Source organism: Variovorax sp. DAIF25, assembly GCF_050711835.1.
Taxonomy (GTDB): domain Bacteria; phylum Pseudomonadota; class Gammaproteobacteria; order Burkholderiales; family Burkholderiaceae_C; genus Variovorax.
This window is the reverse complement of sequence record NZ_CP136636.1, coordinates 533,589-555,711: the sequence shown is the minus strand read 5'-3', so window position 1 is coordinate 555,711 and position 22,123 is coordinate 533,589. Positions and strand designations below refer to the sequence as shown.

The window sequence follows — 22,123 nt, the reverse complement described above, 5'->3', positions numbered from 1 at the left end:
TTTACTTTCGGGTTGAAATGCGTTGAGCGCTGGGCCCCGAGCACGGGCACAACGCCCGACACTCGACACCCAACGCCCAAGCGAAGTTTGATTCTTAGAAGCGGAAGTGGCTGAACGCCCGGTTGGCTTCTGCCATGCGGTGCACTTCGTCGCGCTTCTTCATCGCGCCGCCACGGCCTTCCGTGGCTTCCATCAGTTCGTTGGCCAGACGCAGGGCCATCGACTTCTCGCCGCGCTTGCGGGCGGCTTCCTTGATCCAGCGCATCGACAGGGCGAGGCGGCGGACGGGGCGGACTTCGACCGGCACTTGATAGTTCGCACCGCCAACGCGGCGCGACTTCACTTCGACCATCGGCTTCACGTTGTTGATGGCAACGGTGAACGCCTCGAGGGGGTCCTTGTCCGGGTTCTTCTTCTCGATGAAGTCGAGCGCGCCATAAATGATGCGCTCGGCAACAGCCTTCTTGCCGCCTTCCATGATCACGTTCATGAACTTCGACAGCTCGACATTGCCGTACTTGGGATCCGGCAGGATTTCACGTTTGGGGACTTCGCGACGACGTGGCATTTTCTTAACCTCTTTGCTTCAGTTGGCACCGTTTCCGGCACCGCGAGAGTCGACTCGGACCCTCACTTACTCGACCCAACTTCGGGTCACTACGCTCGACATGCCCGCCAAGGCACTCGAACACCGATGAAACAACTACTGAAAGAAGAACCCGATCAGGCCTTCTTGGGACGCTTCGCGCCGTACTTGGAACGCGACTGCTTGCGGTCTTTCACGCCTTGCAGGTCGAGCGAACCGCGCACGATGTGGTAACGCACACCGGGCAAGTCCTTGACACGACCGCCGCGAACCAGCACGACGCTGTGTTCCTGCAGGTTGTGGCCTTCGCCGCCGATGTAGGAAATGACTTCGAAGCCGTTGGTCAGGCGGACCTTGGCAACTTTACGAAGTGCCGAGTTCGGCTTCTTGGGGGTCGTGGTGTAGACCCGGGTGCAGACACCGCGACGTTGCGGCGAGTTCTGCATGGCAGGGCTCTTGGACTTGATCTTTTCGACCGTCCGGCCCTGACGCACCAGTTGATTGATGGTTGGCATGAATGAATTAGTCCCAAAACGAGAAATACCCCGGTGGTGCCTTGCGGCGCCCTGGTCGTGACCCAGGAACCGGGAGATGACGCAAACGTGAATCCCTTCGGAATTTTCCGAAAAGCCCACGAGTATAGCAGCGGGCTTGTGAAACGGCAAAGTCAGGCGGGTTCGGAGGCCTTCAGCCCCCTGCCGCCGGCCTGAAGCCGCCCCCTACCCTGCCGATTACTTGATCCAGAGCCGCACCGCGTCCCAGGCGCGGCCCAGCATGCCGGCCTGTTCGACCGGCTCCAGCGCCACCAGCGGCACCTCGGCCACCGGCTGGTCGTCGAGCGTGACCTTGAGCGTGCCCACGGGCTGGTACTTGGTGAACGGCGCCACCAGCGGGTCGGGGCGCGCGATCTGGGTCTTGAGCTTGCTGGCCATGCCAGCGGGCACGGCGACCACGATCGGTTCGGGGCGGCCGAGCTTGAGCACGTTCTGCTTGCCCTTCCAGACCGCCGGCGTGGCCGCGGGCTGGCCGCCGTCGAACAGGCGCACGGCGTCGTAGGCGGTGTAGCCCCAGTTCAGCAGCTTCTGCGATTCGTTGGCACGCACCGTTTCGCCCGAGGCACCGAGCACGATCGACAGCAGGCGGCGGCCGCCGGTCAGGTTCGGGAAGTCGCGCTTGGCGGTGGCGATCATGCAGTAGCCGGCGGCCTCGGTATGGCCGGTCTTCAGGCCGTCGACGGTCGGGTCGCGGAACAGCAGCAGGTTGCGGTTGGTGTCGTTGGTCGAGGGCGTGCCCGGATAGCGGTACTTCTTGATCGCGTAGTACTTGGCTTCCTCGGGGAAGTCGCGCACCAGCCGGGTCGCCAGGATGCTGAGGTCGCGCGCGGTGGTGGTGTGGCCTGGCGCGGTCAGGCCCTCGGGGTTCTTGTAGGTGGTGTTCTTCATGCCCAGCACCTTGGCCTGGGCGTTCATCAGCTCGACGAAGTGTTCGACCGTGCCGCCCACGCCCTCAGCCAGCGCCACGGTGGCGTCGTTGCCCGACTGGACGATCAGGCCCTTGATCAGGTCTTCGACCGGCACCTGCATCTTCGGGTCGATGAACATGCGCGAGCCCGGCATCTTCCAGGCGCGCGGGCTGACCGGCAGCGTCTGCGTCAGGGTGATCTTCTTGGCGCGCAGCGCGTCGAACACGATGTAGGCCGACATCAGCTTGGTCAGCGACGCGGGCTCGACCGGGCTGTCGATGTCCTTCTGCGCCAGGATCTGGTTGGCCGTCACGTCGAGCAGCAGGTAGCTGCGCGCGGCGATCTCGGGCGGCGCCGGCACCTGGGCGGCGGCGATCAGGCAGACGGAAGCGGCGGCGGCGAGCAACAGCGCGCGGGCACCGTGGAAGAAGCGATTCATGGGAGCAATGGGAAAGAAACGAAGACGTGCCTGCAAGCCAGGCTTTCAGGCGGCCGGGTTGTCTGCGCGCAGATGGCGCACGACCAGGCTCTTGAGCAGCGGCAATTGTCCGTGAAAGAAATGGCCGCCCCCGGGGACGACTGTGACAGGAAGTGACTGCGGCCGCGCCCAGTCCATGACGGCCGACAGCGCCACCGTGTCGTCGGCCTCGCCGTGGACCACCAGCGTGCGCTCGTGGGCCTCGGGGGGCAGCACGGCCACCGTGTTGCGCGCGGCTGCCGTGCCGACCAGCACGATCTGCCGAACGTCGCGCGCGGCCCAGAGCTTCTCGACCGCGCCGCTCGCGACGAAGGCGCCGAAGGAGAAGCCGGCGATCGCCACCGGACCCTCGGGCGCGAGCTGGCCGACCACATGGAGCATGTCCTCGAGCTCGCCACGGCCCTCGTCGTGCACGCCCTGGCTCGCGCCGACGCCGCGGAAGTTGAAGCGCACCGCGGTCCAGCCGCAGGCGATGAAGGCACGCGCCAGGGTCTGCACCACCTTGTTGTCCATGGTGCCGCCGAACAGCGGATGGGGATGCGCGATGACGGCGATGCCGCGCGCGGCCTCGGCCGGCTGGTCGCGCTGCACCTCGATGACGCCGGCGGCGCCCTGGAGGCTGATCTTTTCGGTCTGGGAATTCATGAGGCTCGGATTGGAACGGGCCGGCAGGCCGACGGTGGAGGGGTTGCCTGCGGCGAGCACGGTACGAGCGCAGGCCCCGGCTGAAAGTTCAGCGCCCGACGTCGGGCGGCAGCAGCAGGCGCTCGACGATCTCGCCCTTCTTCAGGTGCGAGTCGACGATCTCGTCGATGTCGTCGGCATCGACGAAGGTGTACCAGACCGCCTCGGGATAGACCACGGCGACCGGTCCGCCGGCGCAGCGGTCGAGGCAGCCGGCCTTGTTGACGCGCACCTTGCCGGGCCCCGAGAGCCCCTCTTCCTTGACCCTGGCCTTGCAGCGGTCGAAGCCTTGCTGGGCGTTGTGCATGGAACAGGAATCCTCGCCGTTCTTGCGTTCGTTGAGGCAGAAGAAGATGTGGCGGCCGTAATAGCCCGAAGGCACGGCGTGGCTGGCGGGGGTGGGCATCGGCGGATTCTAGGACCGCCGTCCGCGTGGCCGGCGCTTCAGGCCGCCGGCGGCCGGCTGCGCCGCGACAGCAGGAAGATCACGTAGGCCAGCACCCCGAACGGCCAGAGCCAGCCCAGCCACTGGGCCAGCCCATGGAAGCGGATGAAGCGCCCCTGCTCCCAGGTCGCCAGCGTCTGCGCGAAATAGGCGCTCTCGGGCGCCTGGTTCAACAGGCTCAGCTGCAGCACCAACGCCACCAGCAGCAGCGCGCCGCACAGACGGCGCGGCGCGAACAGCAGCAGCACGCCGGCGAACAGCGCCGCCGCCATGCCGACCTGCGCCGGCAGCTCGAGCCAGGCCCAGGCATGGTCGGGGCCGTAGCTCAGCGCCGCCGACAACGCCGAGGCCGCCACGCCCGTCAGCAGGATCAGCGGCAGCAGCACCACGCGCTGCACCACGGTGCGCGCCACGAGATAGCCCAGCAGGCAGGGCACCAGCGCGCCCAGCATCACGCACAGCAGTTCGACTGCCGGCACCAGCGGCTCGAGCTCGAACTGGCGCACCGGCAGCCAGTCGATGAACGGGGTATCGAGCAGCCATTCGGAGATCGCCGCCTCGAGCCGCTCGAACACCTGGCCCAGCCCGAAGGTCACGGCCGCGGGGAACAGCAGCGCGAACGGCCACAGCGCCAGCAGCACCAGCGCGCCGCGGGCCTCGTCGACGAACCATTGCGCCCGGACCCGCCCCCAGTGGGCGACCGCGCCGAAGCGCTCGAGCGCCACCGCCAGCACCGCGCCCAGCAGCGCGCCGGCGCTGTTCAGGCCCAGGTCGACGTTCGAGGGAATGCGCGCCGGCAGGTAGCTCTGCAGCGTCTCCATCGCGAAGGACACGGCCACGCCCGCCAGCGTGGCGCGCAGCACGGCGCGGCCGATGCTCGAGGTGCTGCGGGTGCGCAGCACCGACAGCGCGCAGAGGAACCCGAAGGGCACGTAGCCCGCGACGTTGATCGCGAAGTCGAAGCCGGTCCAGTACTTGGGCCAGGGCGCCGACAGGTAGGCCCAGGGCGCGATGCCCTGGTCGCGCCAGTCGGAAAAGGGATAGAGACTGGCATAGACGATCAGCGCCGCATAGGCCAGCGCAAGGGGCAGCGCGGCGGACTTGTGCTGCGTCGCCACCGCCGTCAGAAGGGCTTGACCACGACAAGGATCACGATCGCCAGCAGCAGCAGCACCGGCAGCTCGTTGAACCAGCGGTACCAGCCGTGGTTGCGCCGGTTCTCGCCGGCGGCGAAGCGGCGCAGCAGCACCGCGCAGCCGTGGTGGTAGCCGATCGCCACCAGCACCAGCGCCAGCTTGGCGTGCATCCAGCCGTTGCCCGGGCCGCGCCCGATGCCGTAGCCCAGCCACAGCCAGAGGCCGAAGCCCAGCGCCGGCACGGCCAGGAAGGTGGTGAAGCGCAGCAGCTTGCGCGCCATCAGCAGCAGGCGCTCGCGCTCGGCGAGCGACTCGGGCGGCACCATCGCGAGGTTGACGAAGATCCGGGGGAGGTAGAACAGGCCGGCGAACCAGCTGGCGATGAAGACGATGTGGAAGGACTTGACCCAGAGCATGGCGGTCAGTTTAGTGGCCGGCCCCCGATGACTGCACCCGGTTTCATCGGCCCCCACGAAAGCGACGGACAAAAAAAAGCCCGACGTCTTCACGTCGGGCTGGGAAGCCCTTTTGCTGTCACACATCAAGGCACCCGCTCAGGGAGGAAAAGCGGGGGACGGCAAGCCGTCCGGGGCAGAATTTAACAAAGACGAAACAAGGTTTCAAGCGACCGGTGCGCTTTAATTAACAATCTAGGGTAAAAATTTATTACTTTGGTACTATTAATTTCCGTAGTTGTCGGACAACCACCCCCATCCATGGCAAAAGTTCGGGAACTTTAGTTCGGGCACAATTTTCCGCATGAGCTCCACCCTTTCCTCCTTCGCCGCCTTCCCCGCCGGGCGCCCGCGCCGCCTTCGCCGCGACGCCTTCACGCGCAACCTGGTGCGGGAAAACGCCCTGACCACCCACGACCTGATCTACCCGGTGTTCGTGCAGGAAGGCAGCGGCCGGCGCGATGCGGTGGCCTCGATGCCGGGCGTGGAGCGCCTGAGCCTCGACCTGCTGCTGCCCGTGGCCGAGCAGTGCGTGGCGGCCGGCATCCCGGTGATGGCGCTGTTCCCCGTGATCGATGCGAGCCTCAAGACCCCGGCCGGCGACGAGGCCTTCAACCCCGACGGCCTGATCCCGCGCGTGGTGGCGGCACTCAAGGCGCGCTTTCCCGAACTGGGCGTGATGACCGACGTCGCGCTCGACCCCTACACCAGCCACGGCCAGGACGGCCTGCTCGACGACAGCGGCTACATCCTCAACGACCCGACCGTCGAAGTGCTGGTGAAGCAGGCGCTCACACAGTCGCAAGCCGGCGTCGACATCGTGGCGCCCAGCGACATGATGGACGGGCGCATCGGCGCGATCCGCCAGGCGCTCGAGGCGCGCGGTGACGTGCACACGCGGATCATGGCCTACAGCGCCAAGTACGCGAGCGCCTTCTATGGCCCGTTCCGCGACGCGGTCGGCTCGGCCGCCAACCTCGGCAAGAGCAACAAGAAGGTCTACCAGATGGACCCGGGCAACAGCGACGAGGCGCTGCGCGAGGTGGCGATCGACATCGCCGAGGGCGCCGACATGGTGATGGTGAAGCCCGGCATGCCCTACCTGGACATCGTGCGCCGCGTGAAGGACGAGTTCCGCGTGCCGACCTTCGCCTACCAGGTCAGCGGCGAGTACGCGATGCTCAAGGCCGCGGCCCAGAACGGCTGGCTCGACCACGACGCCGTGGTGCTCGAGAGCCTGCTGGCCTTCAAGCGCGCGGGCGCCGACGGCATCCTCACCTACTTCGCGCTCGACGCTGCCCGCCTGCTACAAACTAAGTAGCACAATGGGTCCGCCCGGCCTTCGGTCCGGGCCATCTTGAGCAAGCACGGGGGCGCGCGATGCGAATCTTCGAAATCAACACCTCGCAGGTCAGCGAGCATGCCGCGCTGGCGCCGCTGGCCCTGCCCGGCTCCTGCAGCGCCGCCAGCTACCTCTGGATCTCGCTCACGCGCGACGAATTCCGCGCCTCGCTGCCCGAGGTGCAGCAGATCTTGCAGACGCTGTGCCAGACCCAGCTGGTCGACCTGCACGTGGCCGACCTGCTGAACGACCAGTTGCCCTCGCACAGCGACTACACCTCGCAGTACGACGTGCTGGTGTTCCGCCGGCTCGCGAGCGGCGGCAATGGCCAGCCGGCGCCCGCCACCTCACCGGCGGCTACGCCCGCGGCCCCCGCCCCGCGCCCGCGCGGTGGTCCGCCCGTGCTGCGCCGCATCGACACCCGCCCGGTCGGCTTCGCCGTGTTCGACCGCGTGCTGCTGTCGGTGCATCCCGAGGACGGCGCGGTGCGCGACGTCTTCGCCGCGCGCCTGCTGGCCGCCGCCGCGCCCGGCGACCGCGGCACGCCGGCGCTCGACGTGCGCGCGGTCACGAACCGCGTGCCCACCAGCCCGGCCGACCTGATGCTGCGCGTCATCAACCAGATCGTCGACGGCTACCTCGACCTGCGGCGCGAGCTCACCAAGCAGCTCGACCACTGGCAGGCCGAGCTCATCGACCCGCGCAGCCGCTTCACCAACTGGGGCGCGCTGATGGAATCGCGCCAGTCGCTGCATCACCTCGACGAGATCTGCGAGGACCAGCGCGCCGCCATGCAGGACTGGCTCGACAACCTCGAGACCCTGCCGCCGCCCAAGGACGCGGCCGAGGGGCGCGAGCGCGAGCTGGTGATGATCCGCAGCCGCGACGTGCTCGAGCACATCGAGCGCGTGGTGCACCACGTGCGCCGGCTCGAGCAGAACGCCGAGACCGCGGTGCAGATGCATTTCAGCGTGCAGGGCCACCGGGCCAACGACATCATGCGGGTGCTGACCGTGCTCACCGCCGTGTTCCTGCCGCTGAACCTGATCGCCGGCATCTTCGGCATGAACTTCGAGTTCATCCCGCTGGTGCACAAGGCCGACGGCTTCTGGATCGCCATGGGCTCGATGCTCGCGATCGCGGTGCTGCTGGTGCTGATCTTCTGGCGCAAGCGCTACCTCGCGCGCACGCGCTGAACGAGCGCGCATGAAAAAAGCCGCGTGGAGCGATGCTCCACGCGGCTTTTTTTCGTCCGGGTGCGAACGGCCCGAAGGCCGCCCGGTGCCGTGCGACAGCTTACTTGGCGGTGGCGCCGGAGCCTTGCTGGGCCTGGACGCGTGCGTCGAGCGGGTGTTGCATGGTCGAGATGACCTTGCTGTTCACGCGCGAACCCGAGGTCACGTTCTGGTCGGGAGCGGAAGCGGTGCGGATCGCTTCGGCTTCGACCAGGGCGCGGTCCTTCGACACGGCGACCGTTTCCGGGCCGCGCGAGCCGCGGGTCACGTTCTGGTTCGGAGCGGCGGCGGCGCGCACGGCTTCGGTGTTGACTTCGTCGCGGCTCTTGCTCGAGACGGCCTGGGTCACGCCTTCATAGGTTTCGGCTTGGGCGCCCATGGCGGCAACCAGGGTCAGAGCGGCGGCGGCGATGATGTGCGAGGTCTTCATTTCGGTTGTCCTTGATACGGTACGTCGGAGGGTTTAGCCACCAGGCGCGCACGGATCGGCTCGCCTGTGCGGCGAGTTTCAAGGCGAAACCCCTCGGGAAAACACCCGGTTCAGAGACACGGTGTTTCCGCTATTGAAACAATGTCAGGTCGACCGTTCAGTCATTAACCTGGGTGCGTGGCAGGCCATTCAGCCCCTGCCGCATGCTCAGCGCGCGGTGCGCGGCGTGCCCGGCACGGCCTTGATCTGCGGCGGGATCTCGCTGTTGACGAAGGCGCGGCGGTCGAGGTTCAGGCTCGGGTCGTGCGAGGTCGCCACCGCCTCGGCGCGCACCGCCGCGCGGTCGCGCCCGCCGGTGCGCGGCGCGGCGAGCGGCGGCTCGGCCTCCACGTCGCCATATACATTGCCGGCGCGCGCGGCCGCGGCGGCCTCGGCGGCCAGCGCGGCGCGGTCGGCGCCGGGCCCCATCGGCCGCACGGGATCGAAGGCCTGGGCCAGCGCCGCGCCGGCCGGCAGCCACAGGGCCGCCAGCGCCAGCGTCCACGGCGCGAGGGCCGCATGAAGTCGAAAAGTGCGTGTCATCGAATGCATCCTCTGCCTGCTTGCGAGTCGCGCTGCGTCACGAAAGTGCCGCGCGGCCTGGCTAAGAAAAACCCCTGAGAATCGCGCCATCGCCCAGCGCTACCGGCACGACCTCCATGGACAGCCTCGACCTGATCAGAACCTTTCGCGAAGTCGCGTCGCATGGCAGCTTCTCGCAGGCCGCCAAGCGGCTCGACATGTCCAAGGCCACGGTCAGCAAGTATGTCGCCGAACTCGAAACCCGCTTCGGCGTGCGCCTGCTCAACCGCTCCACGCGCTCGGTGAGCCTCACCGATGCCGGCCAGCTGCTGCTGGAGCGCAGCACGCCGGTGCTCGAGATGGTCGAGCTCACGCAGGCCGAGCTGCAGGAGCGCGCGAGCCAGCCCGGCGGCCGGCTGCGCATCTCGGCGCCGCACGGCATGGGCAACGGCGAGTTTCCGAACCTGCTGGCCGACTTCATGCGCTACTACCCCGACGTGCGCATCAGCCTGCAGCTGACCAACCGCACGGTCGATCTCGCGGAGGAAGGCATCGACGTCGACATCCGCAGCGGCCCGGTGGAGGACGCCAACCTGATCATGCGCAAGCTGCGGCTCATGAACATGGTGGTCTGCGCCTCGCCGGTCTACTGGAAGAAGCACGGCAAGCCCGAGCATCCGCGCGACCTGGCGGACCACGAGGCGCTCACCCATTCGCTGCTCGGCGCCCAGCCGGTCTGGCGCTTCGACGACGGCGGCGAGCCGCTCGACGTGCACGTCAAGAGCCGCATGGACTGCACCGAGGGCGCGCCGCTGATCCGGATCGCGATGCGCGGCTTCGGCGTGATCTACCTGCCCTCGATCCTGGTGCAGTCGCACATCGACCAGGGCGAACTGGTGCCGGTGCTGCAGGACTATGCGCGCAAGGACATGTGGTTGTCGGCCGTCTACCTGCAGCGGCGCCACAACAGCGCCGCGCTGCGTGCGCTGCTCGACTTCCTCGAGACCCGCGTGGGCGACAAGCCCGGCCTCAAGAAATGAAAAAGCCCGGCGGCGCCGGGCTCCCATGCGAAGCGGACCCGCTCAGCCGATGTGCTGCGCGAAGAAGGCCAGCACGCGCTCGCGCGCCAACTTCGATGCTTCGGCGTCGTACGAGCCGCGCTGGTCGCAGTTGAAGCCGTGGCCCACCGGGTACACGTGCACCTCGACCTCGGGATGGGCCTTCTTGAAGCTCTCGATGGTGTCGAGCGGAATCCAGTGGTCCTGGTTGCCGAAGTGGGCCTGCACCGGCACCTTGGGCTGGCGCGCGGTTTCCTCGGGCGAGGTCATGCCGCCACCGTAGTAGGGTGCGGCGGCCGCGAGGCCGGGCACCAGCGCGGCGGCGCGCCAGGTCAGCAGGCCGCCCCAGCAGTAGCCGACGATGCCGACCTTGCCGGCCTTGGCCGCGTAGGCCACGGCGGCCTCGATGTCCTGCAGCACGCCGGGCGCGGGCAGCGCCTCGACGGCCGTCTTCAGGCCGAAGCCCGTCTTCATGTCGTCCTCGCTGTAGCCCAGCTCGACGCCGGGCTTCACGCGGTGGAAGGTCGCGGGCGCGACGGCCAGGTAGCCCGCGGCCGCGTAGCCGTCGGCCACCGAGCGGATGTGCGAGTTGACGCCGAAGATCTCCTGCACCACGACGACGGCGCCGCGCGGCGTGCCGGCGGGTTCGGCCACGTAGGCGGGAAAGCTGAAGCCGTCCTTGGCGGTGAGATCGATGAACTGACCCATGATGTGTTGCTCCTTTGATGGCAATGGGAAGGATGGAGGGAATGCGTGTCCGGTGCGTGTCGGGTGCGCGGAACCGGGTTCAGCCCGCCGCCCCGGGCCGCAGCGCGCGTTCGACGAAATCGAGCCGGTCCTGGCCCCAAAAAATTTCGCCGTCGATCACGTAGCTCGGCGCGCCGAAGACCTGGATGTCGATGGCTTCCTGCGTGTAGGCCTCGTACTGCTCCTGCACCGCCTGGCTCTGCGCCTGGTCGGCGCGCTTGGCCGGCAGGCCGCATTCGGCCACCAGCGCTTCGAGCACCTTGGGGTCGCCGATGTTGCGCTCCTGCGCCCACAGCGCGGCGAACACCGCCGCGCACATGCGCATCGCGGCCTCGGTGCCGTCGTTGAGGTCGACCGCGATGATCAGCCGCGCCGCGTCGTCGCCCGAGACCGGGAAGAACTTCGGCTTCGGATGCAGCGGAATGCCCAGGTGCTTGGAGAAACGCGCCAGCTCGACCAGCCGGTAGGCCTGCCGCTGCGGCGCGCGCTTGCCCAGCGGCAGCCCGCCCGAGACCGGAAAGATGCTGCCCATGTCCACCGGACGCACGCGCACCGTGGCGCCGGCCGCCGCCGCGATCGCGGCGAAGCGGGCATGGCCCAGGTAGGTCCAGGGGCTTTGGGGGGGGAAGTAGTAGTCGATGGTCTTGCTCATGAATTCACCTCCGCGCACGAAGCGCCGCCGGAACATCCCGGTACTGCGGGTAAGGCCCGCAACTTGCGAGCCACCCTCGGTGATGTAATCCGGACCAACGGTTTTAACTGACGCGCAGCTTTTGTGCAGGAGATCGGAATTGAACCAGCAGGTGCTCTTGGTCACGGGGGGCGGACGCGGCATCGGCGCCGCCACCGCCTTGCTGGCGGCGCGGCGCGGCTATGCCGTGGCGGTCAACTACGCGAGCAACTCGCTCGCGGCCGACGAAGTCGTGCGCGCGATCCGCGCCGCGGGCGGCAAGGCGATCGCGGTGCAGGCCGATGTCGGCGATGAAAAACAGGTGATGGCCATGTTCGAGCAGGTCGATGCCAAGCTCGGCCGGCTCACGGCGCTGGTCAACAGCGCCGGCGTGGTCGACGTGCGCGCGCGCGTCGACGAGATGAGCGCGGCGCGGCTGGAACGCATGTTCCGCATCAACGTGGTCGGCAGCTTCGTCTGCGCGCGCGAGGCGGTGCGCCGCATGAGCACGCGCCACGGCGGCACGGGCGGCGTGATCGTCAATCTCTCGAGCGCCGCCTCGCGGCTGGGTTCGCCCGAGCAATACGTGGACTACGCCGCGAGCAAGGGCGCGATCGACACCTTCACGCTCGGCCTGGCCAAGGAAGTGGCCGACGAGGGCATCCGCGTCAACGCGGTGCGCCCGGGCCTGATCGACACCGAGATCCACGCCTCGGGCGGCATGCCCGAGCGCGCCGCGCAGCTCGCGCCCTCGGTGCCGATGAAGCGCACCGGCAGCGCCGAGGAGGTGGCGAACGCGATCGTGTGGCTGCTGTCCGACGAGGCCAGCTACACCACCATGGCCCTGCTCGACGTCTCGGGAGGACGCTGATGAGCACCTCGATGGACCTGATCAAGCCGCTGGTCACGCTGGTGGCGATCGTCAACCCGCTGGCCATCGTGCCCTTCTTCATCCACTACACGCAGGGTTATTCCGACGCGCAGCGGCGCCGCACGGTGCGCATGTCGGCCTTCAGCGCCTTCGTGGTGATCGCGGTCAGCGCGCTGATCGGGCTGCAGCTCTTGTCCTTCTTCGGCATCTCGATCGCGAGCTTCCAGGTCGGCGGTGGCCTGCTGCTGCTGATGAGCTCGCTGTCGATGCTCAACGCGCAGCCGGCCGAGAGCAAGACCAACGTCGAGGAGCTGCGCGCCACCGAGGTCAAGGCCTCGATGGGCGCCTCGATCGCGGTGGTGCCGCTGACCATCCCGCTGCTCACCGGCCCGGCCACCATCTCCACCGTGGTGATCTACGCCGACAAGGCCAAGCACCTGTGGGAGCTCGCGGTGCTGGTGGGCTACGGCGTGGTGGTGGCGCTGGCCACGGCCATCGCCTTCTCGCTCGCGCAGCCGATCGCGCGCGTGCTCGGCAAGACCGGCATCAACATCATGACCCGGCTCATGGGCCTGATCCTCGCGGCGCTGGCGGTCGAGGTGATGACCGACGGCCTCGGCAAGCTGTTCCCGATCCTCGCCAAGTAGCGCGACCGGGTGCGGGCCGGCTCAGCCCAGCATCTTCTCGATGATCTTCCAGTGCGCCGGCTCCACCGGCGTGATCGACAGCCGGTTGCCCTTGCGCAGGATCGTGAGCTCGGCCAGCTCGGGCTTCGCGCGCAGCTCGGGCAGCGCCAGCAGGCGCGTCTTGCGCAGCGCCTGCACGTCCACCAGCAGCCAGCGCGGATCGTCCTTTTTCGAGGCCGCGTCGTAGTAGGGCGACTTCGGATCGAACTGCGTGGGATCGGGCTTGATCGCCGAGGCCACGCGCGCGAGGCCGGCGATGCCGGGCTCGGGGCAACTCGAGTGATAGAACAGCACGCCGTCGCCGACCTTCATGCCGTCGCGCATGAAGTTGCGGGCCTGGTAGTTGCGCACGCCGGTCCACGCCACGGTGGCGTCGGGCGCGGCCAGCGCATCGTCGATCGAGACCTCGTCGGGCTCGGATTTCATCAGCCAGTACTGGGGCATGGCGTTCTCGCGAGGATGGGATGCCGCGCAATATAGCCGCCCGCCCCGCCGCCGGGGCCCGGCCTCAGGGTGCCACGTAGTCCGACACCACCACCCACTTGCCGTCCTTGATCTGCGACAGCCGCGACTGGTCGTTGCCCAGGCGCTTGGTGGCGGTGTAGGTGCTCTTCGGGCTGCCGAACATGTCGGGCTCGAAGGTGATGCTGTCCATGGCCTTGATGAAGCTGTCGGTCGTGAGGTTCGGGCCGGCCTTCTGCGCCGCCTTGATGAACGAGTCGACGATCACGTAGCCGTAGACCGAGAACACGGTCGGGTCCTCGTTGAACTTGGTCTTGTACTTGTTGGCCCAGAAGCGCAGCGGCTGCGACTGCTCGTCGGTGTAGGGGTTCTGCACCGTCATGGTCGCGTAGATGCCGTCCATGGCCTTGCCGCCGAGCTTGTGGATCAGGTCGGTGTAGGCCGCGCTCGAGCCCAGGAAGGTCGGGTTGAAGCCGGTCTTGCGCGCCTCGCCCACGGTGCCGATGGTCTCGCGGATGATGGTGCCGAGCACCACCAAGTCGCAGTTGGCGGCCTTCATCTTCGCGACCTGCGAGCTGAAGTCGGTGGCGCCGCGCTTGAACGAGGTCTTCTCGGCCAGCTCCATGTTCACGGCCTTGAGGCCGGCCTCGGCGCCGCGCTGCACCTCGAGGCCGAACTCGTCGTCCTGGTAGATGGTGCAGACCTTCTTCGCGCCCTTGTCCTTCACCATCTTCGGCAGCGCCAGGCGGATCTGGTCGTAGTAGGTGGCGGCGAACGAGTACTTGAGGCGATTGAGCGGCTCGTACATCTCGCGCGCCGCGGTGATCGGCATGTAGTTGACGACGTTCTTGTCGAACTGCACCGGCATCGCCGCCATGTTCTGTGCCGTGCCGATGTGGCCGGCCATGATGAAGATCTTCTCCTGGTTCACCAGCTTCTGCGCCGCCAGCACGGCCTTCTTCGGGTCGTAGCCCGAGTCCTCGACGTAGAGCTTGAGCTTGCGGCCGTTGACGTCGCCCTGCTCGTTGAGCTCGTCCACGCGCAGCTGCATGCCGTTGCGCGCCTGCTTGCCGAAGCCGGCGAGCGGCCCCGAGAGGTCCTGGATCGTGCCGATGCGGATCTCGTCCTTGGTCACGCCCTGCTGCGCGGACGCGAGCGTCGCGGCCAGGCCCAGCACGGCCAGCATCGTCGGTGTCTTGAGCTTCATGCGCTTGTCTCCTCGGGTTGGCGAAAAAATCGGGTGGCGATCGGGACGCTTTTCGATGCGCTCAGCGGTACATGGCCTCGATGCGCGGCGCGTACTTGGTCTGCACCAGCTTGCGCTTGAGCTTCATGGTCGGCGTCAGTTCCTCGTCCTCGGCGCTCAGTTGCGTCTCGAGCAGGAAGAACTTCTTGATCTGCTCCACGCGCGCGAACTTCGCATTGACGCGGTCGATCTCGCCCTGGATCAGGTCGAGCACCTCCTGCGTGCGCGTGAGGCTTTCGTAGTTGCTGAACGGCACGTCGTTGTCCTGCGCGAATTTCTCGACGTTCTCCTGGTCGATCATCACGATCACCGTCAGGTAGGGCCTCTTGTCGCCGATCACCACCGCGTCCGTGACGTAGGGGCTGAACTTGAGTTCGTTCTCGAGTTCGCTCGGCGTGATGTTCTTGCCACCTGCCGTGATGATGATGTCCTTCATGCGGTCGGTGATGCGGAAATACCCTTCCGCGTCGACCGTGCCGACGTCGCCGGTGTGCAGCCAGCCCTCGGCGTCGATGGTCTCGGCGGTCTTCTCGGGCAGGTTCAGGTAGCCCATGAAGACGTTCGGGCCGCGCACCAGGATCTCGCCGGTCTGCGGATCGAGGCGCACCTCGTTGTAGCCGGCCGCCGGGCCGATCGAGCCCGGCATGATGCGCGTGACCGGCACGCCGGTGGAGGCGCCGCACGACTCCGTCAAGCCCCAGACCTCGAGCATCGGCACGCCGAGCGCGAGGTACCAGCGCACCAGCTCGGGCGAGATCGGCGCGGCACCGGTCACGAGGAAGCGCGCGCGGTGGATGCCGATCAGCTTGCGCACGTTGTCGAGCGCGAGCCAGCGCGCCAGGCGGAACTTCAGGCGCAGCCCGGCGCCCACCGGCCGGCCCTCGAGCACCCGCTGCGCGATCTGCTGGCCCACGCCGATGCTCCAGCCGTAGGCCGCCTGCTGCAGCCGGCTGGCCTCCTTGAGCGCGATCATCACGCCCGAGTAGAACTTCTCCCACACGCGCGGCACGGCCGTGAACACCGTGGGCGCGATCTCGCGCACGTTCTCGGGCACGGTCTCGGGGTTCTCGACGAAGTTGAGGATCGAGCCGGTGTACATCGCGAAGTACTCGCCGCCCATGCGCTCGGCGATGTGGCACAGCGGCAGGAAGCACATGCGCTCGTCGCTCTCGTCCTGCGCCAGCAGCGTGTTGTAGCCGCGCATGGTGTAGACCAGCCCGCCGTGGCTGTGCATCGCGCCCTTGGGCTTGCCGGTGGTGCCCGAGGTGTAGACCAGGATCGCGAGGTCCTCGGCGCGGCAGGCGGCCACGCGCTGCTCGAGCGCCTGCGGATGCGCGGCCAGGTGCGCGCGGCCCAGGGCACGCAGTGCCTCCAGGCTCAGCACGTCGGGGTCGTCGAGCTCGCGCAGGCCCTCCATGTCGAACACCACCACCTTGCGCAGCAGCGGCAGCGCGGCGCGCACCTCGAGCGCCTTGTCGAGCTGCTCGTCGTCCTCGACGAACAGCACCATGGTGCGCGAGTCCTCGCACAGGTACTGCACCTGCGAGGCCGCGTCGGTCGGGTAGATGCCGTTGGAGACGCCGCCGCAGCTGAGCACGGCCACGTCGGCCAGCACCCATTCGATGACGGTGTTCGACAGCACCGAGGCGCACTCGCCGGCCGCGAAGCCCAGCGCCATCAGGCCGCCCGCGATCTCGCGCACCGCCTCGGCAGTCTGGCCCCAGGTCCAGCTGCGCCAGATGCCGAATTCCTTCTGCCGCATCCAGACCTTGTCGCGGCGCAACTCGACCGCTTTCCAGAACACGGCCGGGATGGTGTCGCCCGGCACCACCACCTCGGTGCGGGGCTGCAGGTGCGCGAGGTCCCAGAGGCCGGCCGGCGCGCGCAGTGTGAAGGTGCTGCTCATCGGTGCTACCTCCAGGTCTTCTTTTTCTTCCAGCGCCGCTCGCCGCGCACGCCGTCGTCCTTCACGCCGAGGTAGAACTCCTTGATGTCCTCCTTCTCGCGCAGCCGCTCGCAGGTGTCCTCCATCACGATGCGGCCGTTCTCGAGCACGTAGCCGTGGTCGGCCGCGTTGAGCGCCATGTTGGCGTTCTGCTCCACCAGCAGGATGGTGGTGCCGCGCTCGCGGTTGATGCGCACCACGATCTCGAAGATCTCCTTGGTGAGCTTGGGGCTCAGGCCGAGGCTGGGCTCGTCGAGCAGGATCAGGTGCGGCGCGGCCATGATGGCGCGCGAGATCGCGAGCATCTGCTGCTGGCCGCCCGAGAGCAGGCCGGCGTCCTGCGTGGCGCGCTCGCGCAGGATCGGGAAGTAGCCGAACACGGTCTCGATGTCGCGCGCCACGCCGTCGCGGTCCTGGCGCGTGTAGGCGCCCATCAGCAGGTTGTCGCGCACCGACAGCAGCGGGAACACCTCGCGGCCCTCGGGCACGTGGCTCAGGCCCTGCTGCACGATGTGGGCCGGGTCCTTGGCCGTGATGTCGCGGCCCTGGAACTCGATGCTGCCCTTGCGCGGATCGATGATCCCCGAGATGGTCTTGAGGATGGTGGTCTTGCCGGCGCCGTTGGAGCCCAGCACGGTCGCGATCTCGCCCTGGCGCACCTGGAGGCTCACGCCGCGGATGGCCTTGATCGGGCCGTAGGCGCTCTCGACGTTGAGCAACTGAAGCACCACGTCGCTCATGCTCGAACCCTCCGCAGGCTGCTCACGTCGTCGACCGTGCCGAGGTAGGCCTCCACCACGCGCGCATCGGCCTGCACCTCGCGCGGCGAGCCCGTGGCCAGCACCTCGCCCTGGTTCATCGCGAGCACGCGGTCCGACACCTTCGACACCAGCGACATGTCGTGCTCCACCATCAGCACCGACACGCCGAGCTCGTGCTGGATGTCCTGGATCCAGAACGCCATGTCGGCCGTCTCCTCGACGTTGAGGCCCGACGAGGGTTCGTCGAGCAGCAGGAGCTTGGGTTCGGTGCACAGCGCGCGCGCCAGCTCCACCACCTTGCGCACGCCGTAGGGCAGGCCCGCCACCATCGCGTCACGGTGGTGCTGCAGGTCGAGCAGCTCGATCACCTGCTCGACCTTCTCGCGCGCCTCGATCTCGGTGCGCCGCGTGGCCGGCGTGAAGAACAGCTCGCGCCAGAAGCCGCTGCGCCGGTGCGTGTGGCGGCCGATCAGCAGGTTGTGCAGCACCGTCGCATGCTCGAACAGCTCGATGTTCTGGAAGGTGCGCGCGATGCCGAGCGCCGCGATCGCGTGCGGCGCCTGGCTGGTCAGCGCCACCGCGCCGCCGGCCTCGCCATGCCAGGTGATCTGGCCCGAGGTCGGCGTGTAGATGCGGCTGATCAGGTTGAACACCGTGGTCTTGCCCGCGCCGTTGGGCCCGATCAGCGTGAACACCTCGCCGCGCCGCACGTCGAAGCTGACCTTGTTGACCGCGAGCACGCCGCCGAAGCGCACGCTCAGGTCCTGGGCCGAGAGAAGGATGTCGCCGCCGCTCATCTCAGGCGATCCGACTTGGTGAAGGACTTCTGCCGCTTGAACAGGCCCTTGCGGTAGAACGGAAACAGCTGCAGGTAGGTGCGCACCTTGAGCCAGCGCCCGTACAGCCCCAGCGGCTCGAACAGCACGAACACGATCAGCACCACCCCGTAGACGAAGCCCTGCAGGCCCGGCGCCTGGCCGATCACCGCGGGCAGCCAGTCCTTGCCCATCGAGATCAGCTGCGGCATCGCGATCAGGAAGATCGCGCCGAGGAAGGCGCCGTGCACCGAGCCCAGCCCGCCGATCACCACCATCAGCAGCAGGTCGATCGACTGAAGGATATTGAACTGGTCGGGCGAGATGAAGCTCAGCTTGTGCGCATAGAGCGCGCCGCCGAGCCCCGCGAGCGCGGCCGAGATCGCGAACGACATCGTCTTGTAGCGCGCGAGGTGGATGCCCATGCTCTGCGCCGAGATCTCCGAGTCGCGGATCGCCACGAAGGCGCGGCCGGTCGGCGAGCGCAGCAGGTTCAGGATGCCCAGCGTGCTGAGCACGGCGACCACCAGGCACAGGAAGTAGAAGCCGTCGCCCGAGCCCAGCGACCAGCCGAAGAGTTGCGGCGACTTCACGTGCAGGCCCGCGTTGCCGCCGGTCACGCTCTCCCAGCGTGCGAACACCTCCTCGACGATGAAGCCGAACGAGAGCGTCGCGATGCCCAGGTAGATGCCCTTCACGCGCAGCGCCGGCAGCGCCACCACCACGCCCACGCCGGCCGACAGCGCCGCGGCCGCGACCAGCGCGAGCGGGAACGGCACGCCGAGGTTGGTCAGCACGCCCTGCGTGTAGGCACCGGTGCCGAGGAAGGCCGCGTGGCCGATCGAGAACTGGCCCGTGAAGCCCGCGAGCAGCATCAGGCCCAGGCCGACGATGCCGTAGATCAGCACGAAGGTCAGTTGCGCGAGCCAGTACTCGTCGATGACCCACGGCGCGGCCAGCAGGAAGACGCACAAGAGGCCATACCAGAAGACCTGGCCGCCATGCTTGGCGAGCCGGATGTCCTGGTCGTAGGAAGTCTTGAAGATGTAGCGCATGTTCAGACTTTCTTGCGCAGCTTCTCGCCGAACAGGCCGTTGGGCTTGATCATCAGCATCAGCAGCACCACGATGTACGGCGCCGTGTCCTTGAAGCCGTCGGGCAGGTAGAAGCCCGCGAAGGACTCGACGATGCCGATCACCAGCCCGCCGACGATCGCGCCCGGCAGGCTGCCGAAGCCGCCGACCACCGCCGCCGGAAAGGCCTTGAGCCCGATGAAGCCCATGTTGGCGTGCACGAAGGTGATCGGCGCGAGCAGCATGCCGGCGATCGCCGCGACCGCGGCCGCCAGCCCCCACACCAGCCCGTTGAGCCGCTTGACCGGAATGCCCATGTAGTAGGCCGCGAGCTGGTTCTGCGACGAAGCCTGCATCGCGATGCCGAGCTTGCTGTAGCGGAACATCGCGAACAGCAGGCCGCAGAGGATCGCGGTGGCGACGATGATCACCAGCTGCTCGAGGTTCACCACCAGCTCGCCGAGCTTCCAGATCCGGTCCTTGTAGGGCACGGCCAGCGCATGGGTCTCGGTGCCGATGCCCGGCACCATGGTGACCAGGCCGCGCGCCACGTAGGCGATGCCGATGGTGAGCATCACGATCGAGAACTGCGGCTGGCCGAGGATCGGGCGGATCACCACCAGCTCGAGCAGCACGCCGAAGGCCGCCATCGCGACGATGGCGAGCACGGCCGCGAGCCAGAACGGCATGCCGAACAGCGACATGCCCGCGAACGCGGCGAAGGCGCCGAGCATCATCAGGTCGCCCTGCGCGAAGCTCACCGTCTCGGTGGCCTTGTAGATCAGCACGAAGCCGAGCGCGATCAGGCCGTAGATGCAGCCTTGCGCGATGCCCGACAGCAGGAGCTGGAGGATCTGCACGACGGGAACCTCCTTGGCCTTACTGGCGCAGGTGACGGAACGGGGACGTGAAGGGGCGGTAGGCCGCGCCGGCCGCGTCGTGCAGCGCGAGGCGCCGCGAGCCGGCCAGGATGTCGCTGGGCTTCAGGCCGTAGACCTGGCGGATCGAATGGCTGAAATGAGTGGAGTCGGGATAGCCGGCCTCGAGCGCGATGTCGGTCAGGGTGGCGGTCTGGCGCACGTAGCGCAGCAGGCTGCGCGCGCGCTTCCAGGCCCGGAAGGCGCGGAAGGCCATGCCGGTCTCCTGCTTGAACAGGTGCAGGAAGCGCGAGAACGAGAGATGCACCGAGGCCGCGCATTCCTCGGCCGAGGTGGCGGCCGCGGGGTCGGCGTTGATCGCGTCGATGACCTTGCGGATGCGCGCATCGAGCGCGCGCGGCGCGAGCGGCGCGCCGAAGAACTGGCGGTCGAAGTCCAGGCCGTCGAAGCGCTGGCCGCGCGCCGAGGCGGCGAGCAACTGGGCATGGCTCTCGCGCACGCGCTGCACGAAGGCCGGTGCCTGCACCGGGCCGCAGTGCTGCAGCCAGTCGGGCATGCGCGCGGGATCGACCGACTCCGATTCGATCAGCAGGTTGAGGATCAGCGGATGCGCGCTCTCGATCTCGATCGGCACCTGCGGCGGCACCACCAGCAGTTCGCCGCTCTGCCAGGCACCGCCGCCCACGCGCAGGCGGTTGGGCGGTGCGCCCGCGGGAGAGATATAGACGCCATGGCCGCCCATGGTGCGCACGGCGGCACGGCCCAGCAGGCCGGCGTAGAACACGCGCTGCGTGGTGAGCCACATCAGGCGTTCGCCCTGGCCGCGACCCTCGCGGGCACCGCCTTGCGTCGACGGCGCCATCCTCGTTCCCTGCATGGTGTCTGTCTCCTGCATTCGGGGGCCTGGGCCAGGGCACGGGCCCTGGGTCGGCGTCGTTGTGGGGCTGATCGTAGCGGGGCACGCGCGCGGCGCGGCACCGATTTGCGCGGGGACTTTCCCTAGGCCTGCGGCCGTGGCGCCGCGAACGCGCGACGCAACTCGGTGGCGCAAAGCGCGACCGCGGTGTTGGCCTCGTCGAGCACCTTGCCCATGGTCACGAAACCATGGATCTGGCGCTCGAAGCAGAGGTAGTTCGCGCTGTTGCCGGCCGCGGTCAGCGCCTCGGCATAGGCCAGGCCTTCGTCGCGCAGCGGGTCGTAGCCGGCGGTGAGCACCAGCGCCGGCGGCAGCCGCGACAGATCGCCGTGCAGCAGCGGCGAGGCACGCCAGTCGAGGTCGTGCTTCGCATCGGTGATGTAGTGGTCGTGGAAGTACGTCATCGTGTCGCGCGTCAGCAGGTAGCCCTGGCCGTTGGCCTGGTGCGACGGATGGCCGCGCCGCATGTCGGTGGCCGGATAGATCAGCAGCTGGAACACGAGCGGCAGGTCGGCGCTCTCGCGCGCGGCGATCGCCACCACCGCCGCGAGGTTGCCGCCGGCGCTGTCGCCGCCCACCGCCATGCGGCTCGCGTCCACGCCCAGCGCCGCGGCCTCGCGCCGCACCCAGCGGGTGGCGGCCAGCACGTCGTCGACCGCGGCCGGGAAGCGGTGCTCGGGCGCCATGCGGTAGTCGACCGCCACCACCGCGCAGCCGGCGCCGTTGGCCAGTTCGCGGCACAGCACGTCGTGCGTGTCGAGGTCGCCGATGACCCAGCCGCCACCGTGGTAATACACCAGCACCGGCAACGGGCCGGCGCCCGAGGCCAGCGGCCGGTAGATGCGCACCGGAATGGGGCCATGCGGCCCGTCGGCCGCCAGGTCGCGCACCTCGGCCACTTCGGCCGGCAGCGGCTGGGTGGCGGCGCGGCGCTCGCGGTAGAAGGCGCGCGCGTCGGTGGGCGACAGCGTGTGGGTCGGCGGGATGCCGCGCGCCTCGATGAAGTCGAGCAGCGCCCGGGCCTGGGGATGCAGCATGGTGTCTCCGGTGGATCGATCGATCGACCCAGTGTGGAGCGCGGCGCGCGCGGACGGTATCCGCATGCACCCGCATCCCTCCCCGGGCCGGCGTCCTTCGTCAGCCCTGGCACCATGCCTGCGCCGCTGCGGCGCGGCTTGCGA

At 68.3% G+C, this 22,123-nt stretch carries 25 protein-coding genes; 5 read left to right on the top strand and 20 right to left on the bottom strand.

Annotated elements, in window-relative coordinates; genetic code table 11:
- Nucleotides 1-94: 94 nt before the first annotated feature.
- The 7 genes from rpsG to R0232_RS02555 all read right to left on the bottom strand — a co-directional run bounded on the left by rpsG (nt 95) and on the right by R0232_RS02555 (nt 5,207).
- Nucleotides 95-568 carry a 30S ribosomal protein S7 gene (gene rpsG / locus R0232_RS02585; protein ID WP_007829591.1) on the bottom strand — a complete coding sequence of 158 codons (474 nt, stop codon included), beginning with the start codon at nt 566-568 and terminating at the stop codon, nt 95-97.
- 155 nt (nt 569-723) lie between these two features.
- Entirely contained in the window at nt 724-1,101 is a 378-nt protein-coding gene (rpsL, locus tag R0232_RS02580; protein ID WP_057597516.1) for a 30S ribosomal protein S12, read from the bottom strand.
- A 216-nt stretch (nt 1,102-1,317) separates the two neighbouring features.
- Nucleotides 1,318-2,487, bottom strand: coding sequence for a D-alanyl-D-alanine carboxypeptidase family protein (locus R0232_RS02575; protein ID WP_431511152.1), 1,170 nt, complete (start codon nt 2,485-2,487; stop codon nt 1,318-1,320).
- Between the two features lie 45 nt (nt 2,488-2,532).
- Complete coding sequence (locus tag R0232_RS02570; protein WP_431511151.1) at nt 2,533-3,171, bottom strand: alpha/beta hydrolase; 639 nt, start codon at nt 3,169-3,171, stop codon at nt 2,533-2,535.
- 88 nt (nt 3,172-3,259) lie between these two features.
- Nucleotides 3,260-3,616 carry a (2Fe-2S) ferredoxin domain-containing protein gene (locus R0232_RS02565; protein WP_208510574.1) on the bottom strand — a complete coding sequence of 119 codons (357 nt, stop codon included), beginning with the start codon at nt 3,614-3,616 and terminating at the stop codon, nt 3,260-3,262.
- Between the two features lie 38 nt (nt 3,617-3,654).
- Nucleotides 3,655-4,773, bottom strand: coding sequence for a VanZ family protein (locus R0232_RS02560; protein WP_431511150.1), 1,119 nt, complete (start codon nt 4,771-4,773; stop codon nt 3,655-3,657).
- A 5-nt stretch (nt 4,774-4,778) separates the two neighbouring features.
- Nucleotides 4,779-5,207, bottom strand: a complete 429-nt coding sequence (locus tag R0232_RS02555) for a CopD family protein (protein WP_093355324.1) — start codon at nt 5,205-5,207, stop codon at nt 4,779-4,781.
- 343 nt (nt 5,208-5,550) lie between these two features.
- Between R0232_RS02555 and hemB the strand changes: the two genes are divergently transcribed.
- Nucleotides 5,551-6,567 carry a porphobilinogen synthase gene (gene hemB / locus R0232_RS02550; RefSeq protein ID WP_208510573.1) on the top strand — a complete coding sequence of 339 codons (1,017 nt, stop codon included), beginning with the start codon at nt 5,551-5,553 and terminating at the stop codon, nt 6,565-6,567.
- A gap of 59 nt (nt 6,568-6,626) precedes the next feature.
- Nucleotides 6,627-7,784 carry a magnesium transporter CorA family protein gene (locus R0232_RS02545; RefSeq protein ID WP_431511149.1) on the top strand — a complete coding sequence of 386 codons (1,158 nt, stop codon included), beginning with the start codon at nt 6,627-6,629 and terminating at the stop codon, nt 7,782-7,784.
- Nucleotides 7,785-7,884: 100 nt separating this feature from the next.
- On the opposite strand, the gene R0232_RS02540 is transcribed toward R0232_RS02545, so the two are convergent.
- Nucleotides 7,885-8,253, bottom strand: coding sequence for a DUF4148 domain-containing protein (locus R0232_RS02540; protein ID WP_208510562.1), 369 nt, complete (start codon nt 8,251-8,253; stop codon nt 7,885-7,887).
- Between the two features lie 207 nt (nt 8,254-8,460).
- The gene (locus R0232_RS02535) at nt 8,461-8,835 is read right to left on the bottom strand and encodes an alpha/beta hydrolase (protein WP_296781552.1); all 375 of its coding nucleotides are present in this window, start codon (nt 8,833-8,835) and stop codon (nt 8,461-8,463) included.
- Nucleotides 8,836-8,951: 116 nt separating this feature from the next.
- On the opposite strand from R0232_RS02535, the gene R0232_RS02530 reads away from it, so the two are divergent.
- On the top strand, nt 8,952-9,854 hold the full coding sequence (locus R0232_RS02530) for a LysR family transcriptional regulator (protein ID WP_093355315.1): 903 nt from the start codon (nt 8,952-8,954) through the stop codon (nt 9,852-9,854).
- Nucleotides 9,855-9,896: 42 nt separating this feature from the next.
- Here the strand turns inward: R0232_RS02530 and R0232_RS02525 are convergent, their stop codons facing one another.
- Nucleotides 9,897-10,580 (bottom strand): dienelactone hydrolase family protein, encoded by a 684-nt coding sequence (locus tag R0232_RS02525; protein WP_431511148.1) that lies wholly within the window; start codon nt 10,578-10,580, stop codon nt 9,897-9,899.
- A 79-nt stretch (nt 10,581-10,659) separates the two neighbouring features.
- Nucleotides 10,660-11,271 (bottom strand): 2-hydroxychromene-2-carboxylate isomerase, encoded by a 612-nt coding sequence (locus R0232_RS02520; RefSeq protein WP_296781550.1) that lies wholly within the window; start codon nt 11,269-11,271, stop codon nt 10,660-10,662.
- 139 nt (nt 11,272-11,410) lie between these two features.
- Between R0232_RS02520 and R0232_RS02515 the strand changes: the two genes are divergently transcribed.
- Both R0232_RS02515 and R0232_RS02510 read left to right on the top strand, forming a co-directional pair.
- Nucleotides 11,411-12,160, top strand: coding sequence for an SDR family oxidoreductase (locus R0232_RS02515; RefSeq protein WP_057595111.1), 750 nt, complete (start codon nt 11,411-11,413; stop codon nt 12,158-12,160).
- A complete protein-coding gene (locus R0232_RS02510) occupies nt 12,160-12,807 on the top strand; it encodes a MarC family protein (protein WP_093355304.1) in 648 nt (215 codons plus the stop codon). The genes R0232_RS02515 and R0232_RS02510 overlap by 1 nt, the downstream gene beginning before the upstream one ends.
- 21 nt (nt 12,808-12,828) lie before the next feature.
- Here the strand turns inward: R0232_RS02510 and R0232_RS02505 are convergent, their stop codons facing one another.
- The 9 genes from R0232_RS02505 to R0232_RS02465 all read right to left on the bottom strand — a co-directional run bounded on the left by R0232_RS02505 (nt 12,829) and on the right by R0232_RS02465 (nt 21,979).
- Entirely contained in the window at nt 12,829-13,290 is a 462-nt protein-coding gene (locus R0232_RS02505; RefSeq protein WP_093355302.1) for an EVE domain-containing protein, read from the bottom strand.
- A 64-nt stretch (nt 13,291-13,354) separates the two neighbouring features.
- On the bottom strand, nt 13,355-14,515 hold the full coding sequence (locus R0232_RS02500) for an ABC transporter substrate-binding protein (RefSeq protein ID WP_093355299.1): 1,161 nt from the start codon (nt 14,513-14,515) through the stop codon (nt 13,355-13,357).
- A gap of 61 nt (nt 14,516-14,576) precedes the next feature.
- Entirely contained in the window at nt 14,577-16,460 is a 1,884-nt protein-coding gene (locus R0232_RS02495) for an AMP-dependent synthetase/ligase (protein ID WP_431511147.1), read from the bottom strand.
- Nucleotides 16,461-16,465: 5 nt separating this feature from the next.
- Complete coding sequence (locus tag R0232_RS02490) at nt 16,466-17,239, bottom strand: ABC transporter ATP-binding protein (RefSeq protein WP_208510569.1); 774 nt, start codon at nt 17,237-17,239, stop codon at nt 16,466-16,468.
- Nucleotides 17,236-18,057: an ABC transporter ATP-binding protein gene (locus R0232_RS02485; RefSeq protein ID WP_431511146.1), complete on the bottom strand. Its 822-nt coding sequence runs from the start codon at nt 18,055-18,057 to the stop codon at nt 17,236-17,238. Before R0232_RS02485 ends, R0232_RS02490 begins: the two co-directional genes overlap by 4 nt.
- Nucleotides 18,054-19,130, bottom strand: coding sequence for a branched-chain amino acid ABC transporter permease (locus tag R0232_RS02480; RefSeq protein ID WP_093355289.1), 1,077 nt, complete (start codon nt 19,128-19,130; stop codon nt 18,054-18,056). The genes R0232_RS02485 and R0232_RS02480 overlap by 4 nt, the downstream gene beginning before the upstream one ends.
- 2 nt (nt 19,131-19,132) lie before the next feature.
- Nucleotides 19,133-20,008 carry a branched-chain amino acid ABC transporter permease gene (locus R0232_RS02475; protein WP_203203897.1) on the bottom strand — a complete coding sequence of 292 codons (876 nt, stop codon included), beginning with the start codon at nt 20,006-20,008 and terminating at the stop codon, nt 19,133-19,135.
- A 19-nt stretch (nt 20,009-20,027) separates the two neighbouring features.
- Nucleotides 20,028-20,903 carry a helix-turn-helix domain-containing protein gene (locus R0232_RS02470; RefSeq protein WP_208510568.1) on the bottom strand — a complete coding sequence of 292 codons (876 nt, stop codon included), beginning with the start codon at nt 20,901-20,903 and terminating at the stop codon, nt 20,028-20,030.
- 122 nt (nt 20,904-21,025) lie between these two features.
- Complete coding sequence (locus R0232_RS02465) at nt 21,026-21,979, bottom strand: alpha/beta hydrolase (protein WP_431511145.1); 954 nt, start codon at nt 21,977-21,979, stop codon at nt 21,026-21,028.
- Between the last annotated feature and the right edge of the window lie 144 nt (nt 21,980-22,123).